At 68.0% G+C, this 15,579-nt stretch carries 12 protein-coding genes; 5 read left to right on the top strand and 7 right to left on the bottom strand.

Annotated features, from left to right (window positions below; translation table 11 throughout):
• Positions 1-243: 243 nt before the first annotated feature.
• Positions 244-1,155: an alpha/beta hydrolase family protein gene (locus tag TY25_RS29155; RefSeq protein ID WP_042261386.1), complete on the bottom strand. Its 912-nt coding sequence runs from the start codon at positions 1,153-1,155 to the stop codon at positions 244-246.
• 191 nt (positions 1,156-1,346) lie between these two features.
• Here TY25_RS29155 and TY25_RS29150 point away from each other — a divergent pair, with 191 nt between their 5' ends.
• Complete coding sequence (locus TY25_RS29150; RefSeq protein WP_052383262.1) at positions 1,347-2,018, top strand: hypothetical protein; 672 nt, start codon at positions 1,347-1,349, stop codon at positions 2,016-2,018.
• Between the two features lie 46 nt (positions 2,019-2,064).
• Here TY25_RS29150 and TY25_RS29145 read toward each other — a convergent pair whose 3' ends face one another.
• The 6 genes from TY25_RS29145 to TY25_RS29120 all read right to left on the bottom strand — a co-directional run bounded on the left by TY25_RS29145 (position 2,065) and on the right by TY25_RS29120 (position 10,101).
• Positions 2,065-3,225 (bottom strand): 4-hydroxybenzoate 3-monooxygenase, encoded by a 1,161-nt coding sequence (locus TY25_RS29145; protein ID WP_042261333.1) that lies wholly within the window; start codon positions 3,223-3,225, stop codon positions 2,065-2,067.
• 136 nt (positions 3,226-3,361) lie between these two features.
• Positions 3,362-4,144, bottom strand: a complete 783-nt coding sequence (locus TY25_RS29140; RefSeq protein WP_042261332.1) for an AraC family transcriptional regulator — start codon at positions 4,142-4,144, stop codon at positions 3,362-3,364.
• Between the two features lie 73 nt (positions 4,145-4,217).
• A complete protein-coding gene (locus TY25_RS29135) occupies positions 4,218-5,672 on the bottom strand; it encodes an NAD-dependent succinate-semialdehyde dehydrogenase (protein WP_042261331.1) in 1,455 nt (484 codons plus the stop codon).
• On the bottom strand, positions 5,665-7,032 hold the full coding sequence (gene gabT / locus TY25_RS29130) for a 4-aminobutyrate--2-oxoglutarate transaminase (RefSeq protein WP_042261330.1): 1,368 nt from the start codon (positions 7,030-7,032) through the stop codon (positions 5,665-5,667). The genes TY25_RS29135 and gabT overlap by 8 nt, the downstream gene beginning before the upstream one ends.
• Before the next feature lie 73 nt (positions 7,033-7,105).
• Positions 7,106-8,659 carry an APC family permease gene (locus TY25_RS29125; protein WP_042261329.1) on the bottom strand — a complete coding sequence of 518 codons (1,554 nt, stop codon included), beginning with the start codon at positions 8,657-8,659 and terminating at the stop codon, positions 7,106-7,108.
• Between the two features lie 11 nt (positions 8,660-8,670).
• Positions 8,671-10,101: a gamma-aminobutyraldehyde dehydrogenase gene (locus tag TY25_RS29120; RefSeq protein WP_042261328.1), complete on the bottom strand. Its 1,431-nt coding sequence runs from the start codon at positions 10,099-10,101 to the stop codon at positions 8,671-8,673.
• Between the two features lie 134 nt (positions 10,102-10,235).
• On the opposite strand from TY25_RS29120, the gene TY25_RS29115 reads away from it, so the two are divergent.
• From TY25_RS29115 to TY25_RS29100, 4 genes are all read left to right on the top strand, one after another.
• Positions 10,236-11,762 carry a PucR family transcriptional regulator gene (locus TY25_RS29115; protein WP_042261327.1) on the top strand — a complete coding sequence of 509 codons (1,527 nt, stop codon included), beginning with the start codon at positions 10,236-10,238 and terminating at the stop codon, positions 11,760-11,762.
• A gap of 101 nt (positions 11,763-11,863) precedes the next feature.
• Complete coding sequence (locus TY25_RS29110; protein WP_370466242.1) at positions 11,864-12,370, top strand: Lrp/AsnC family transcriptional regulator; 507 nt, start codon at positions 11,864-11,866, stop codon at positions 12,368-12,370.
• A 116-nt stretch (positions 12,371-12,486) separates the two neighbouring features.
• Complete coding sequence (locus TY25_RS29105) at positions 12,487-13,875, top strand: aspartate aminotransferase family protein (protein ID WP_042261326.1); 1,389 nt, start codon at positions 12,487-12,489, stop codon at positions 13,873-13,875.
• 34 nt (positions 13,876-13,909) lie between these two features.
• The gene (locus tag TY25_RS29100) at positions 13,910-15,541 is read left to right on the top strand and encodes an amidohydrolase (RefSeq protein WP_042261325.1); all 1,632 of its coding nucleotides are present in this window, start codon (positions 13,910-13,912) and stop codon (positions 15,539-15,541) included.
• Positions 15,542-15,579: the final 38 nt, after the last annotated feature.

Below are 15,579 nucleotides of genomic sequence, written 5' to 3'. Positions count from 1 at the left end.
GGATCCCGAAGTGCACGAAGCCTTGGCGACCGCGGGTGTCGGTGAATTGCGCACGCCGACACTGGCGGCGGGCGAAACCTACGCCGACCTGCTGGCCGATACCGAGCCGTCGACATGCGACGCCGATCGCGCGGGGGGAGCGCGGGTACGATTTCGTCCGGCTGAATCAGGTTGCGCTGGAACATCTCCTCGGCGCGCGGTGAGTGCAGGAACCGCGCGTGCGGCACGATGCGACGCCGCGGTTCAGCGCACTGTCTCGGCGTGGTCGAGGATGACCTGTTGTGCGATGGCCCAAGCCGAGGAGGTGGCGTCGGCGAATTCGCCGTGCCCGGTTCCCGGCAGCAGCCGCAGGTCGGCGCTGTTGCCCGCGCGTCTGGCCGCGTTCACGTAGCGGCGGCTCTGTTCCGGCGCCACTACGGTGTCGGCGTCGCCGTGCAAGGCCGTGATGCGCATGCCGGTCGGGAGATGGGCGATAGGGGAGGCGTAGCGGTAGCGTTCGGGGACCTCGCTGGGCGAGCCGCCGAGAAGTTTCCGGACGAATCCGTCGCGCCCTTTGGTGACGGCGTATTCGGGATCGAGCACCGCGGACATGAGGGTGGCACTGCGGATGCGCAGCGCCTTGGGCTCCGGTGACCGCTGGAACCGACCCGCCACCCACGCGGCCAAATGACCGCCCGCCGAGTGGCCCGCGACTTGAATCCGCTGTAGATCCAGCGCATTGCCCGACTGCTGCTGCACGATGGTGGCGAGGGCGAGGACCGCGTCGGCGACGTCGGTGAGGGTGACCGGCCAGCCGCCCGCACCGTTGACCCGCCGGTATTCGATGTTCCACACCGCCACCCCGTTCTCCGCCAAAGCCCTTGACTGGGCATCGAATTGGGTGAGGGTGCGGTTTTGCGACCAGCCGCCGCCGTGGATCAACACCACGACCGGAAACGGTCCTCGTCCGGTGCGCGGTAGATAGAGCTCGCCGAAACAGTCCGGGGCAGTGTCGTACGCGATGCGCAACGGCTTGTCCGGGGCGGCGGCAACGATGCCCGAGCTGACCAGGGCCGGTGCGACAGGTTCCCGTGGCCCGTATGCGATCGCCAGGGTGACCAGCGCGACCAGGGCGGCAACGACCAGCCGGCGGAGTCGCCGCGATCCGATCAGCATGATGGCCGGCACCTCCTCTTTCCTGGCGCATCGCCGACACCCTACTGGCCGCTGGTGTCCGATATGGCAGCCAACGGACAACAGGTGTCGACCGTCACTCCCCGGCTCGCACCGGCCGGGCACAGCGCATTATCGAAGGGTCGCCCGTCCGTGGCGGCGAGGACGAGGGTTCGACGAAAGCGAGGGAATGCATGGTCCGGAAGATCCACCGGCTGCGCACCGTGGCGGTGGTGGCCGCCGCGGTCACGCTGGCCGGCGCGGTGGCGTACTGCGGTTCGGCGGCGGCCGAGCCGGTCGCACCGGTAGGTTGCGCGACGCCGGATTTGTGGACCGTGCCCACCCGACCGGCGGAATCTCTCACGATGATCGTCGCGTACAGCTTCGGATATCGGAGCCCGGCCGACCCGTCCAGCGCCGATCACGAACCGGGGCCGGTCAACGAGGCACTGGCCGACGCGGTCGTCGTCGCGCGCGGTACGCGCGAGATCCCGGTGTTCGCGCAGTCGGAGATCGCGGCGGTGCTGCGGTCCCGGTATGCGATGCACGATGTGATCAGCATCGACGGTGACATGAATCCGGACGGTTCGCCGATCTATCTGTCCACCGAAGGCGTCGCCGGGAAGGTCGCCGCACTGCGCGGTAGCGCCCGCGACACCGACATCGCGGGTGTTGTCGCGTTTCGCGATCACCTCTGGCGCGCCACGCGAACAACGGCGGCCGCCGGTTTCGTAGCAGCGGCACCGGCCGGCGTCACGATGCCCGACCGATACGACCCCCAATCGGCCCAGCCCTGGACAACCGGTCCCGAACGCTATCTGCCGGTCGACTACGCGGGCAGGGTGAAGTTCCTGATGTGCGGCTGACCGTGCCACCGCCAGAACTCGGGGCGATGGCACGGCGTCCGTCGCACTACACGGAAAGTGGTGCGGCCGCAGGAGCTTCGGACATGCGCCGCAATTCGGCGAGCGCGAGTTGCTTGCGAAATTCCCCCTCGTAGGTGGCGTCACCGCCGTTGTGCATGATTTCGGTGAGTTGCACCGCCGCGGTCTGGACGTCCCAGATGTGGCGCAGACAGGTGTCGGTGTAGGCGTCGAGCAGGCTCGAATCACCCTGGGTGACTTGGTGAATCGCGGCGCGCGCGAACACTTCGGCGTCGTGCAGCGCCATGCTCATTCCTTTCGCGCTCATCGGTGAGACGAGGTGTGCCGCGTCGCCGAGGAGGTAGAGGTTGCCGTGACGCATGGGGCTGTACACGACGCTGCGCAGCGGTACCAGTTGGCTATCGGTGATCCGGCCTGGACCGACCGGGTAGCCGAAGCGGGCGCCCAGTTCGCTCCAGATGCGTTCCTCCGGCCACTCGTCGAGCGTGTCGGTGAGCGGGCATTGCAGGTAGAAGCGGCTCGCCTGCGGACCGCGAGTGATCTGCCCGGCGAAACCGCGCGAGTGCACCGCCATCACCGCGGGCGGGTCCGCGGGGACGTCGGCGAGCACGGCCAGCCAGGCATATCCGTGCTCGTGGGCGTAGCGGGTGAGCACGCCCGCCGGTATGGACGACCGGCTGACGCCGCGATCGCCGTCGCAGCCTGCGACCAGCGGAGAGCTGATTACCCGCGAGTTCCCGGCGGCATCCTGATAGCGGACCGTCGGCCGATCGTGAAGGTCGTCCAGAGTGATGTCTCGCGCTTCGAAGCGGAGGTCGCCGCCGTCGCGCAGGAAGACCCTGATCAGATTCTGGACGAGGGCTTGCTGTGTGCAGAAGATGCCCTCGGTGTCGTCGCCGGTGGCGTTCCACAGCCGTGTTTCGCCCTCGATCAGCAGCGGCATATAGGCGGTGTCGGCCGTCCTGGCCGAGAAGCCGTCGACCACTTCGCCGAGGCCCCATTCGCGGAGCATGCGCACGCCGCGGCCGTCGAGCGCCCCGGCCCGTTGCCGTTGTTCGACATGCTCCCGGCTCTCCTGCTCCAGGATGACGCAGCCGATACCGTTGCGCAGCAAGAAATTACCGAGCGTGAGCCCGGCGACGCCGGCACCGATGACGACTACGGCCGGATGCTCAGCTGTTGTGCTCATGTTTCGAACTCCTCATGGGAAATAGCTCAGTAAGGGTGGCCATTTGTGGACCGACCACCACTCTGGTCCCGAGAGCCAGTGCCGCCAACCGGTGAATGGACAGCGAATACGGCAAACTCGCCAAACTTGTCGCGCGCTACGTTCCGTCGCGCAGATCGGCCTGGTAGCGGCCCGGTGTCTGGCCGACGACGGCGGTGAAGGCCTCGATGAAACTCGTGGGATTGGACCAGCCGCACGCGATCGCGGTGTCGGTGACGGATCGACCGGCACCCAGCTCGACCAGCGCGTGATGGATGCGCAGAATGGTTCGCCAACGATGAAAACTCATGCCGAGCTCGTCGTGGAACAGGCGGGTCAGGGTGCGTCCGCTCGCTCCGACCGTACGGCCCAGCTCGACCAGCGTCGTGGTCTGCGCGGGATCGGCACGCAGCAGATCGGTGACCCCGCGCAGCCGGTCGTCCCGGGGTTCGGGCAGGTGCAGGGACTGCCCGGGCGCCTCGACGAGTTCGTCGATCACCACGGCGCGTAGCCGTTCATGCGCACCGGGACGGACTTCCGGCCGCATCGTCAGCGCCAGAATGGCCTCGCGCAGTAGGGGATTCACGGCGAATACCGCGGGCCGCGGCACCAGCGATGCACACAGCGTGGCGGGCACGACGACCAGCCGCGCGTCGGTCCGGCCGTAGAAGCGATGCGAGTGCACGAATCCCGGTGGCGTCCAGGTCACTCGGTTGGCGGGCGCGACCCACGTACCGCGCTCTGTCGTGGTGGCCAAGACCCCTGACGCCGCGTACACGAGTTGGCCGTCGGTGTGCGAATGCGCGTCCATGTGGAAGCCGTGCGCGAGCCAGCCCGCACCGTGCCGTGCCGGTTGCGGCAACGGTGCGGGCGGCCCTGCGGTGTGGCGATCTTCCGGCATCGACCGCTATTTTATCGACAGTCGGTCGCCCAATTCGGTCCGTCGGCACCGGGCTCCGGTATCGGCCGACGATTCAACGCAACGCGAGGTATTTGGTTTCGAGGTACTCCTCGATACCTTCGGTGCCCGCCTCGCGGCCCAGGCCGGATTGCTTCATGCCGCCGAAGGGGGCCGCGACGTCGGAGACGATGCCGCGGTTGACGCCGACCATGCCGGATTCGACCGCCTCGGCGACCCGGAGGGCTCGATCCAGATCTTTGGTGTAAATGTAAGCGGCCAAGCCGAATTCGGTGTTGTTCGCGGCTTCGACCCCTTCGGTCTCGCCGTCGAAACCGGTGATCGCGGCGACCGGACCGAAGACCTCCTCGCGCAGGATGCGCGCGTCGGCGGGGACGTCGGCGAGCACCGTTGGGGCGTAGAAGTAGCCCTCGCCGGGCAGGCTGTGACCGCCGGTGGTGACGACGGCCCCCTTCGCCACGGCGTCGAGTACCAAGTCGGCGACCGTGTTTCGCTGCCGCTCGTTGATCAGCGGCCCCACCTGGACGCCGTCGAGGTGACCGGGACCGATCTTCAGCGCGAGCATGCGGGCGGTGAGTCTCGCGGTGAACTCCGCGCGCACCGCGTTGTCGACATGGAAGCGGTTGGCCGCGGTACAGGCCTCACCGATATTGCGCATCTTGGCGGCCATCGCGCCGTCCACCGCCTCGTCGAGGTCGGCGTCGGCGAACACCACGAAGGGGGCGTTGCCGCCGAGCTCCATCGAGGTGCGCAGCATCCGGTCGGCGGATCGGGCGAGCAGGAGCTTGCCTACGGCGGTGGAACCGGTGAAGGTGACCTTGCGCAGGCGCGAGTCGGTGAGCAGGGGGCCGGTCAGTTCGGCCGCGCGCGAGGTCGGCAGGATCGACAGCACGCCGGGCGGCAGGCCGGCTTCGGCGAACATCCGGCCGAGCAGCAGCATGGTGAGCGGCGTTTCGGGGGCGGGCTTGACCACCATGGTGCAGCCGGCGGCGAGTGCGGGCGCGATCTTGCGGGTGCCCATCGCGAGCGGAAAGTTCCACGGCGTGATCGCCAGCGTGGGGCCGACGGGCTGTTTGGTCACCAGGATCCGGCCGTTGCCCGAGGGCGAATGGGTATAGCGGCCGTGCACGCGCACGGCTTCCTCGGCGAACCAGCGCAGGAACTCGGCACCGTAGGTGACCTCACCGTGGCTCTCCGCCAACGGTTTTCCCATCTCCGAGGTCATCAGCAAGGCGAAGTCGTCGCGCCGCTCCAGCACCAGTTCCCAGGCCCGATGCAGGATTTCGGCGCGTTCGCGGGACGGCCGCGCCGCCCAGTCGCGCTGCGCCGCCGTGGCGGCGTCGAGCGCGGCCGCGCCGTCGGCGACCGTGGCGTCGGCCACCTCGGCGAGCACCGCACCGGTAGCCGGATCATGGACCGGGAACGTGGCGGCGTCAGTGGCCGCCACCTGCCGTCCGGCGAGCCATAGTCCGGTCGGCACCTCCTCGAGCAGGGCGGTTCGGTCACGCATCGTCGTTTCTCCTGGTGGTCGAAAGGGCTCGGCCGCGCAACACTTCGGCGAGCACTTCGATGCCGTCGGCGAGCAGGTCGTCCTCGATGATCAGCGGCGGCAGCAGTCGGATGACGTTGCCGTAGGTGCCGCAGGCGAGCAGTAGCACACCGCGTGAAAGCGCTTGGGCAACAATTTCTTTGGTCAGCACCGGATCCGGTTCCGTGGTGCCCGGACGGACGATCTCGAGCGCGAGCATGGCGCCGCGTCCGCGCACCTCGCCGATCACGTCGACCCGCGCCGCCAGCGCGCGCAAGCGCGGCAGCACCGTGGCTTCGATGGCCCGTGCCCGGGCAGGCAGGTCCAGCTCACGCATGGTCGCCATGGTGGCGAGGGCCGCCGCGCAGGCCACCGGATTCCCGCCGTAGGTGCCGCCGAGCCCACCGGGATGCACGGCGTCGAGCAGCTCGGCCCGCCCGGTGACGGCCGCGAGCGGCATACCGCCCGCGATACCTTTGGCCATGGTGACGATGTCGGGCACGACGCCTTCGTGTTCGCTGGCGAACCAGGCGCCGGTGCGGGCGAAGCCGGTCTGCACCTCGTCCGCGATGAACACGATGCCGTTGCGCGCCGCCCAATCCGACAGGGCCGCAAGGAAACCGGGGGCGGGCACGATGAAACCGCCCTCGCCCTGGATCGGTTCGATGATGAGTGCGGCCACCGCGTCGGCGCCGAGCTGTACCTCGATGCGCGAGATCGCGCGCCGCGCGGCCGCCGCGCCCGACAGGCCGCCGTCGCGGTAGGGATACGACATCGGCATCCGGTAGATCTCCGGCGCGAACGGACCGAAATTGGCCTTGTAGGGCTGGTTCTTCGCGGTCAGCGCCATCGTCAGGTTGGTCCGGCCGTGGTAGGCGTGATCGAACGCGACGACCGCGCTGCGCCCGGTGGCCAGGCGCGCTACCTTGATCGCGTTCTCGACCGCCTCCGCGCCGGAGTTGAACAGCACCGAGCGCTTCTCGTGCCGCCCGGGTGTCAGCGCGGCGAGTTCCTCGGCGACCTGTACGTAACCCTCGTACGGCGTGACCATGAAACAGGTGTGGGTGAACCGTGCGGCTTGGTCGGCGATCGCGGCGGTGACGGCCGGGTGGGCGGCACCGACACTGGTGACGGCGATCCCGGAGCCGAGGTCTATCAACGAGTTTCCGTCGACGTCGACGATGATCCCGCCATCGGCGTCGGCCGCGTAGACCGGCACCGACGACCCGACTCCGGCGGCCACCACGGCCGAGCGGCGGGCGGCGAGCGCCGCCGATCTCGGGCCCGGTAAGGCGGTGACGAGATTGCGCTGCTGCGCCAAACGGTGGGCGATATCGAGCATCGAAGACTCCCTAGCGGGTCGAATTGTCTGGGCATGCCGAAAAGAGTTCGGCCGCATGCGGTACCGGGTGGTGCTAGCGCAGTTCGGCCGGAACCAACGCGGGGACAACGGGTTCGGCGGGCACCGGCTCCGCGCGTTTGGCCACGCCGTCCCGGAAGAAGCCGGGATTCCACCAGCGCGCCGCCAGCATCAGGACCGCGCCCAGGCACAGCATGCCGAAGCCCATGAAGAACACCAGCCCGATGCCGCCGATGGACGCACCGCTGCCGTTGTCGGGGTTCATGCTCTCGCGCACGGAGACCGCGAAGACCGCGAGCAGCATCAGCCCGCCGAGCAACGGGAACGCGAGCTTGAACACGACATTGCGTGCGCTGCTGAAGAGTTCGGCGCGGAAATGCCACACGCAGGCGAACGCCGTGATGCCGTAGTACCAGCAGATCATGATGCCCAGCGCGGCAACGGTATCCATCAGCGTGTGCTCGGAAAGCAGTGTCACCAAGGTGTAGAAGATACCGGTGACGACGCCCGCGACGACGGTGCTGAACGCGGGTACCCGGGACCGCTGGCTCACGTCGGCGAACTTCTTCGGGAATGCTCCGTAGGCGCCCATCGCCAGCATCGTGCGGGCGGCGGGCAGGAACGTCGTCTGCAGGCTGGCCACCGAGGAGGCGAGCACCGCGAGCAGGAGCAGCGGGCCGGCCCAGCCGAGCACCGGATCGGCCAGCGCGCCGAAGACATTGTTCGCGTTCGCCGCGTTGCCCAGGCCGAGACCGTTCTCGCCGACCCCGGCATACATCATCACCGCCACCGCGACCAGCAGGTACGTCAGCAGAATCGACAGCACGCACAGCAGACCCGCGCGGCCCGGCACCTTGTCCGGGTTCTTGGATTCCTCGCCGAGGGTCAGGCAGGTGTCCCAGCCCCAGAACGCGAAGATGGATCCGGTGACGCCGATCGCGAACGCGCTCAACGTGATTCCGGCGAAGGGATTGAACCAGTCGAGTGCGAAGGACAAGCCGCCGGGCGCATTGCCCGTACCGACGCGGACCAGCGCGATGACTGCGAAAGCGAGCAGCACGACCATCTGGAATCCGACGAGCACATATTGCACCCGTTCGCTGGTGGTGACGCCGCGCCCGGCGATCACCGTGGCGATCGCGATGAACAGCAGCGTGGTCGCGATAGCGACGGCCTTGTTGCCTGCCAGTTCGGCGAGGGATGCGTTGCCGGATATCCGCGCGAGGAACAGGTAGAGGAATTCGACGCCGATCGAGGCCAGATTGGACAGCACGATGATCGTCGCCATCACCATGCCCCAGCCACACATCCAGCCCACGTACGGCCCGAAGGCCTTGGTGGACCAGGTGAACGAGGCCCCGCAGTCGGGCATGCGCGAGTTCAGCTCGCGATAGGCGTAGGCGGTGAGGAACATCGGGACGAAGCCCGCGATCAGGATGGCGGGCAGTTTCAAACCCACGGCGGCCACGATCAGGCCGAGGCTCGCGGTCAGCGTGTAGCCGGGCGCGACGGTCGAAACCCCCAGGACCGCACCGGCGAACGCGCCGACCTGCCCCGAGGCGAGTCCTTTGTCGACCAACTCCGGACCCGGGGCGTTGGTTGTGCTCATCTACCCGCCGCCTAGTCGTGCGCGCTCATCACGTGCTTGACGCGCGTGTATTCCTCGACGCTGTAGGCGGAAAGGTCCTTGCCGTAGCCGGAGTACTTGAAGCCGCCGTGCGGCATCTCGGCCACCAGGGGGATGTGACAGTTCACCCATACCGCGCCGAAATCCAGTGCGCGGGTGAAGCGTTCGACCGTGGCATGATCTTTGGTCCAGACGCTGGCGGCCAAGCCGTAGCGGACGCCGTTGGCGTATTCGATGGCCTGCGCTTCGTCGCGGAACGGTTGCACGGTCAGCACCGGGCCGAAGGTCTCGTCCTGGACGATGTCGTCGTGCTGGCGCACCTGCGTGATGATGGTCGGCTCGACGAAAAAGCCCCTCTCGCCCAGTCGATGTCCGCCGGTGACCACCTTGACGTGCGCGGGCAGCGCGGCGAGTTTGCCGAGTACCGCGGCGAAGTGGCGGGCGTTGTTGAGCGGACCGTAGAACGTGTCCGGGTCGTCAGGCAGGCCGGGTTTCAGCGTTTCCGCCTTCCGGACCAGCGCGTCGACGAGCTGATCGTGGATCGACTCGTGCACGAGCACGCGCGTCGCCGCGGTGCAGTCCTGGCCCGCGTTGAAGAACGCGGCCTCGGCGATACCGCTTGCGGCCCGGTCGATATCGACGTCACCGAAGACCACGGCGGGCGCCTTGCCGCCGAGTTCGAGGTGCGCGCGCTTGAGTTGCTGTGCGGCCGACCCGGCCACCGCGATACCCGCGCGCACCGAGCCGGTGATCGACACCAGTCCGGGGGTCGGATGGCTCACCAGTTCGGTGCCGGTGCTCGCATCGCCGAGCACGACGTTGAAAACCCCGTCCGGCAGAATGCCTTTCGTCAGGCGCGCCAGCACCAGCGTGCTCTCCGGCGTGGTGTCGCTGGGCTTGAGCACGATCGTGTTGCCCGCGGCCAGCGCCGGACCGATCTTCCAGATCGCCATCATGAACGGGTAATTCCAGGGCGTCACCTGCCCGACCACGCCGATCGGCTCACGCCGGACGTAGGAGGTGAAACCCGCCATGTACTCACCGGCGGGGCGGCCCTCCAGCATTCGGGCCGCGCCCGCGAAGAACCGGATCTGATCGGCGCTGACCGCGACCTCCTCGGCGGCGATCACCGCTTTCGGCTGGCCGGTGTTGCGGCATTGCGCCTCGACCAGTTCGTCGGAGTGCGCCTCGATGGCGTCGGCCAGCTTCAACAGCGCGGACTGGCGCACGCTCGGTGTTGTCCGGCCCCAGGATTCGAATGCCCTAGCGGCCGCGGCCATGGCGGCATCGATGTCGGCGCGGTTGGCGATCGGTGCCCGGCCCACCACGGTCTCGTCCACTGGATTGACCAGATCGAGTGTTGCGGCGGCGCTGGAAGGCACGAATTCGCCGTCGATAAAGTTCTCGAGTACCGGCAATGACATTGTTCACCGTCCATCTCTCGGGGCGTGTCCTTCGGTTCGCCCTGGGATCAGTGTGCCCTGAGACACACGCGCGCGCCTCTCGACAAAATGGTGAATCAGTCGTCCACTCTTCGCCGCTCTGTACACTGCACTCGATGGCTGTACCGATTAGCTGGGTGTTGTCCCAAGCGGATCTCGCACTCCGGCTCCGGGGTGGCGCCGATGGCGTCGGTCGCGAGGTCGATCTCGTGCTCACCACCGAACTGGAAGATCCCTTCCCCTGGCTCTCTCGCGGCGAACTGGTGCTCACCACCGGTATGCGGTTGCCGCGCAGCAGCCGGGAGCGCGCGGCCTACCTGCGCGCGTTCGACGACTGCGGGGTGGCGGCGGTCGGTTTCGGCACCGGCCTCACCTTCGCCGACGTGCCCGCAGATCTGATCGCCGCCGCCGATGCCATCGGTATCCCGCTGCTCGAGGTGCCGTTGCCGACGCCGTTCGCGGCCGTGGTCAAGAAGGTGTCCGCGCGCGTCGCCGAACTCCAGTACGACGCGCTGTTGCGGGCCTCGCGCGCACAACCGCGAATGACCAAGGCGCTGCTCAAATCGGGCGCGCGGGCGATCGTCCGGGAGCTGGCCGGCTCGCTGGCGGCGACGGTGCTGATCGTCGACGCGGCGGGCACGGTGACCGAATGTCATCCGGAGGCGCCGTCGGACGCGCTGCTGCGCGCGGTCCGGGCCGCCCTCGCCGCCGACCCGGCCACCGCGGCCAGCAGCGTCCGGACCGATACCTCCGGAGCGTCGATCACGCACCAGCGGATCGGTGTCGACCGCCGTTCGTTCGGTGAACTGGTGGTGGTCAGCCCGGCGCCGCTGAGCGGTGTGGATCAGATCCTGCTCGGGCATGCGAACTCCTTGCTCGCCTTGGACTTCGCGAAACCGGTTCGGTTGCAGGCGGCGCAGCAGCAGCTCAACAGCCAGGCGTTCGGATTGGCGCTGAGCGCGGAAGCCGATCTGGCCCCCGCCTGGGCGCAGCTGCTGCCCGCCGCCGACGCGCACGGCCGGATCCGCCTGCTCGTCGCCGAATGCGATTCGGCCGCAACGACATCGGACGTTCGTGAGGTGGTGGCGGCGGCACTACACGCCGCCGGGCACCCCGTATTCGTGCATACGACGGACCAGCGGGTATCAGTGCTGCTGCCCGGCTCCGAGGGGGTCTCGTTCGCGCGCCGCCTCGCGCTCGAAATCGGCTCCTCGGCACGTAAACTCACCCGGATCGGGCTCAGTGGCGGACATCGGCTGCGTGATCTCGGCGTGGCGGCCGCCAACGCGACGCGGGCCGCTTCGGTGGCCGAACGCGGCAGCGCCCCCGTGGAATTCGATGCGATGACCGGTCGCTCGCTGCTGGCGTTCGACGCGACGAGGCAGGTGCTCGACGCGATGGCCGATACCGTGCTCACCCCGCTCGTCGAGCACGACCGGAGCAACGGCACCGACCTGCTGAACGCCTTGCACGCATTTCTGGAAGCGAACGGACAGTGGGAGTCGGCCGCGGCGGCGCTCGGCGTGCACCGGCACACGCTGCGCAAGCGCATCGCCTTCGTCGAGGGCCTGCTCGCCTGCGACCTCGACAACGCCAGGGTGCGCGCGGAGCTGTTGCTCGCCATCCTGGTGCGTCGCTCGTGACGGTGTCCGCCGCACTCCAGTGGAGAATTCGACGGATTTCGTTGCCGAGCGGGCAGCCAGGTGCTGGATCGGACCGTCGACATCACCTTCGATGCTTGTCGGTGTCCGGGTGTTCGGGCAGGATGCCGGGCGTGAGCGACCAAGAATCGAGCCGGACGGCGCCGGTACTGGATGACACCTCGAAGAAGATCATCGCCCAGTTGCAGGAGGACGGGCGGCGCGCCTACGCGACGATCGGTAAGGCCGTCGGACTGTCCGAGGCCGCGGTGCGGCAGCGGGTACAGAAGCTGTCCGACGCCGGGGTCATCCAGATCGTCGCGGTCTCGGATCCGTTGCAAGTGGGACTGTTTCGGCAGGCGATGGTCGCGATCACGGTGGACGGGCCGCTGCAACCGGTCTCCGACGCGCTCACCGCGATGGACGAGATCAGCTACGTGGTCGAATGCGCGGGCCGCTACGACGTGCTGTGCGAGGCGGTCTGTGCCGACGACGCGGCACTGCTCGATCTGGTGTCGAACCGGCTGCGGACGTTGCCCGGTGTCCGGCACGCCGAGATCATGATCTACCTCAAGCTGCGTAAACAGACTTATCAGTGGGGGACTCGCTGAATCAGGCAACGAAATCCGTAGTTCAGATCGATATTTTCCGCCGTATCGATCGATGTGCGGATATTTCGCAACGGATCTAGTTGCAGCCCTGGGTGCGATGTGGGATAACCGAGAACATGACCGCTATCACCGATCTATCCGCCGTGGGCGCCGGCGACTCGGCCCGCGTCGTTCGTGACCATCTCTGGATGCACTTCACCCAGCAATCCGAGGACACCGATGCCGAGACACCGGTGATCGTGCGCGGTGAGGGGGCCTACATCTGGGACGCGGCCGGCAAGCGCTACCTCGACGGGCTCGCCGGCCTGTTCGCGGTGCAGGTCGGCCACGGCAGGGCCGAACTCGCCGAGGCCGCGGCTCGCCAGACCCGGGAACTGGCCTACTTCCCGCTGTGGGGATACGCGCATCCGACGGCGCTCGAGCTCGCCGAGCGCCTGGCAGTGGCCGCCCCCGGCGACCTGAACCGGGTCTTCTTCACCGTCAGCGGCGGCGAATCCGTGGAAACCGCATGGAAACTCGCGCGGCAGTACTTCAAGCTCGTCGGCAAGCCGACCAAGCACAAGGTGATCAGTCGGTCGATGGCTTATCACGGCACCTCGATGGGTGCCCTGTCGATCACCGGAATCCCCGGCGCGAAAGCGGATTTCGAGCCGCTGGTGCCCAGCACCGTGCGGGTGCCGAACACCAACTTCTTCCGCGCCACCGAGCACACCGACGATTACGACGCGTACGGTCGCTGGGCCGCCGACCGCATCGAAGAGGCGATCCTGTTCGAAGGCCCCGAGACCGTCGCCGCGGTATTCCTCGAACCGGTACAGAACACCGGCGGCTGCTTCGTCCCGCCGCCCGGCTACTTCCAGCGCGTCCGGGAGATCTGTGACCGGCACGACGTGCTGCTCGTCTCCGATGAGGTGATCTGCGCGTTCGGCCGCCTCGGATACGATTTCGGCGCAAAGCGTTTCGGCTATCAGCCCGATATCCTCACCACCGCCAAGGGGCTCACCTCCGGGTACGCCGCACTCGGTGCGGTGCTGGTCAGCGATCGGGTGGCCGAACCGTTCCGGCACGGCGCCACGTTCATGCACGGCTCCACCTACGGCGGGCACCCCGTCGCCTGCGCGGTCGCCCTCGCCAACCTGGACCTCATCGAGCGCGACGGCATCTACGAGCACGTGCTGGCCAACGAATCCCGGTTCAAGTCGACCCTCGACAAGCTCACCGATCTGCCCATCGTCGGTGAGGTGCGCGGCGCGGGATACTTCTACGCGGTGGAGCTGGTCAAGGATCGAAATACCAAGGAGCGCTTCACCGATGAAGAAGCGACCCGCATCCTCAAGGGCTACGTGTCGAAATCGCTGTTCGACGCAGGCCTGCACTGCCGGGCCGACGATCGTGCCGAGCCGGTCATCCAGCTGGCTCCGCCGCTGATCTGCGAGCAGGCCCAGTTCGACGAGATGGAACAGATCCTGCGCGAAACCCTTACCGGCGCATGGTCATTGATCTGACCAGCAGCATCGGCTGGACGAAGGGGAGACCCGTATGACGAACACCGGCGACTACGCCGATCTGATCCTGCTCGCCGCACGGGTGCACACGCTCGATCCGGCGCGACCGCACGCGCAGGCGGTCGCGATGAAGGGCGACCGCATCATCGGCGTCGGCGGTCCGGCCGATGTCCGGGACTGGCGCGGGGCGCGGACCGAGGTCATCGACCTCGGCGACACGACCATCACACCCGGTCTGGTGGACGGCCACGCCCATCCGCTGGTCGGTGCGGATATGACCAACGGTGTCGACCTGTCGTCGGTGTCGAACGTCGACGAGCTGATCTCGGCACTGCGCGCCGAGGGCGTGGCACCGGTCGACGGCTGGATCCGCGGCTGGGGTCTGGACCCGAATGTTTTTGCGGACCAGCCGATTACGTTCGAGCCGCTGCTGCGGGCCGTCGCCGAGACGATTCCGGTGTACCTCGACCTGAACGACGCGCATTCGGCGCTGGTGAACCCGGCCGCGCTGCGGGCGGCGGGTGTGACCGGTCACCGCGAGTTCGATCAGGGTGCGCGCATCGTCTGCGACAGCGACGGCCGGCCGACCGGGCACCTGCTCGAACCGGCGGCGATGGACCTGGTGCTCGACGTCGCCCCGGTGGCCCCGATGCAGGTGCGCCGTGGCCGCGTCGCCGAGGTGCTGCGGGGGATGGCCGCGACCGGACTCACCGCCGCGAATGTGATGGACTTCGACGGTGACAGCGAGGAATTGATCACCGGACTGGCCGCGGAACTCGAGCTGCCCGTCCAGTTGCGGTTCGCGCCGCGTTGCCACCCGGGCACCGGACGCGCCGGGCTCGAGCACATCGTCGATCTGCAGCGCCGTGGCGGCCGCCGGTGGCAGGTCGACGGGGTGAAGTTCGTCATCGACGGCACGATCGACGGCGGCACGGCATGGCTCGACGAACCCGACAGTCACGGCGAATCGACGGTGCCGTTCTGGCCCGACCCGGCACAGTATCGAGAAGCCGTGCACTACTTGGCCGCTCGTGGGGTACCGACCGTTACTCACGCGATCGGCGACGCCGGCGTCCGGTACGCGCTGGAAACGCTCGCAACCGCCGCGTTGCCGCCCTCCGGCGTGCGGCATCGCATCGAGCACATCGAAACCATCCCGACCGAACTGGTCGCGAAATTCCGGGAATACGGTGTGGTCGCGAGCATGCAGCCGACGCACTGTAGTCACTTCACCCGGGCCGATCACACCGACAACTGGTCGGCGCGATTGGGCGACGAGCGCGCGAGCCGTGGGTTTCGCACCCGTGATCTGCGCGATGCCGGGGCGACGGTCGCCCTGGGCTCGGACTGGCCGATCGGCCCCTACGACGCTCGCGCCATTCTCGCGGACGCGCAATTGCGCCGTCCGGCAGGACGTTCGGAAGTCGAACCGGTTTCTCCGAAGCAATCGCTCACTGCGGCAATGGCTTTGGAGGGCTACACCTCGCATGCCGCACGCGCCGCGGGACGGGAGGGCGCGGCCGGGCGAGTGGCGATCGGTTGCGCGGCCGATCTCACGGTGTTCTCGCTCGATCCGCTGGTTGTTCCGCCCGACGAATTGGCCGGTGCGCCGATCGCTTCGACGGTCGTCGGCGGAGCGGTGGTGCACCGCGCCGAATTCGCTTGAAGTCGTTGTGTGACAAGGGAGTAACGAACGATGAAAGC

Origin of the sequence: Nocardia brasiliensis NBRC 14402 (genome assembly GCF_000308475.2) — a bacterium.
GTDB lineage: Bacteria > Actinomycetota > Actinomycetes > Mycobacteriales > Mycobacteriaceae > Nocardia > Nocardia brasiliensis.
Note: the sequence above shows the minus strand (reverse complement) of the source record. Positions and strands in the feature narration are given on the sequence as shown.

Bases quoted from the DNA above. Each gene is read 5' to 3' on its own strand.
- TY25_RS29155 (WP_042261386.1), bottom strand. From the start codon at position 1,155: ATGCTGATCGGATCGCGGCGACTCCGCCGGCTGGTCGTTGCCGCCCTG.
- TY25_RS29150 (WP_052383262.1), top strand. From the start codon at position 1,347: ATGGTCCGGAAGATCCACCGGCTGCGCACCGTGGCGGTGGTGGCCGCC.
- TY25_RS29145 (WP_042261333.1), bottom strand. From the start codon at position 3,225: ATGAGCACAACAGCTGAGCATCCGGCCGTAGTCGTCATCGGTGCCGGC.
- TY25_RS29140 (WP_042261332.1), bottom strand. From the start codon at position 4,144: ATGCCGGAAGATCGCCACACCGCAGGGCCGCCCGCACCGTTGCCGCAA.
- TY25_RS29135 (WP_042261331.1), bottom strand. From the start codon at position 5,672: ATGCGTGACCGAACCGCCCTGCTCGAGGAGGTGCCGACCGGACTATGG.
- gabT (WP_042261330.1), bottom strand. From the start codon at position 7,032: ATGCTCGATATCGCCCACCGTTTGGCGCAGCAGCGCAATCTCGTCACC.
- TY25_RS29125 (WP_042261329.1), bottom strand. From the start codon at position 8,659: ATGAGCACAACCAACGCCCCGGGTCCGGAGTTGGTCGACAAAGGACTC.
- TY25_RS29120 (WP_042261328.1), bottom strand. From the start codon at position 10,101: ATGTCATTGCCGGTACTCGAGAACTTTATCGACGGCGAATTCGTGCCT.
- TY25_RS29115 (WP_042261327.1), top strand. From the start codon at position 10,236: ATGGCTGTACCGATTAGCTGGGTGTTGTCCCAAGCGGATCTCGCACTC.
- TY25_RS29105 (WP_042261326.1), top strand. From the start codon at position 12,487: ATGACCGCTATCACCGATCTATCCGCCGTGGGCGCCGGCGACTCGGCC.
- TY25_RS29100 (WP_042261325.1), top strand. From the start codon at position 13,910: ATGACGAACACCGGCGACTACGCCGATCTGATCCTGCTCGCCGCACGG.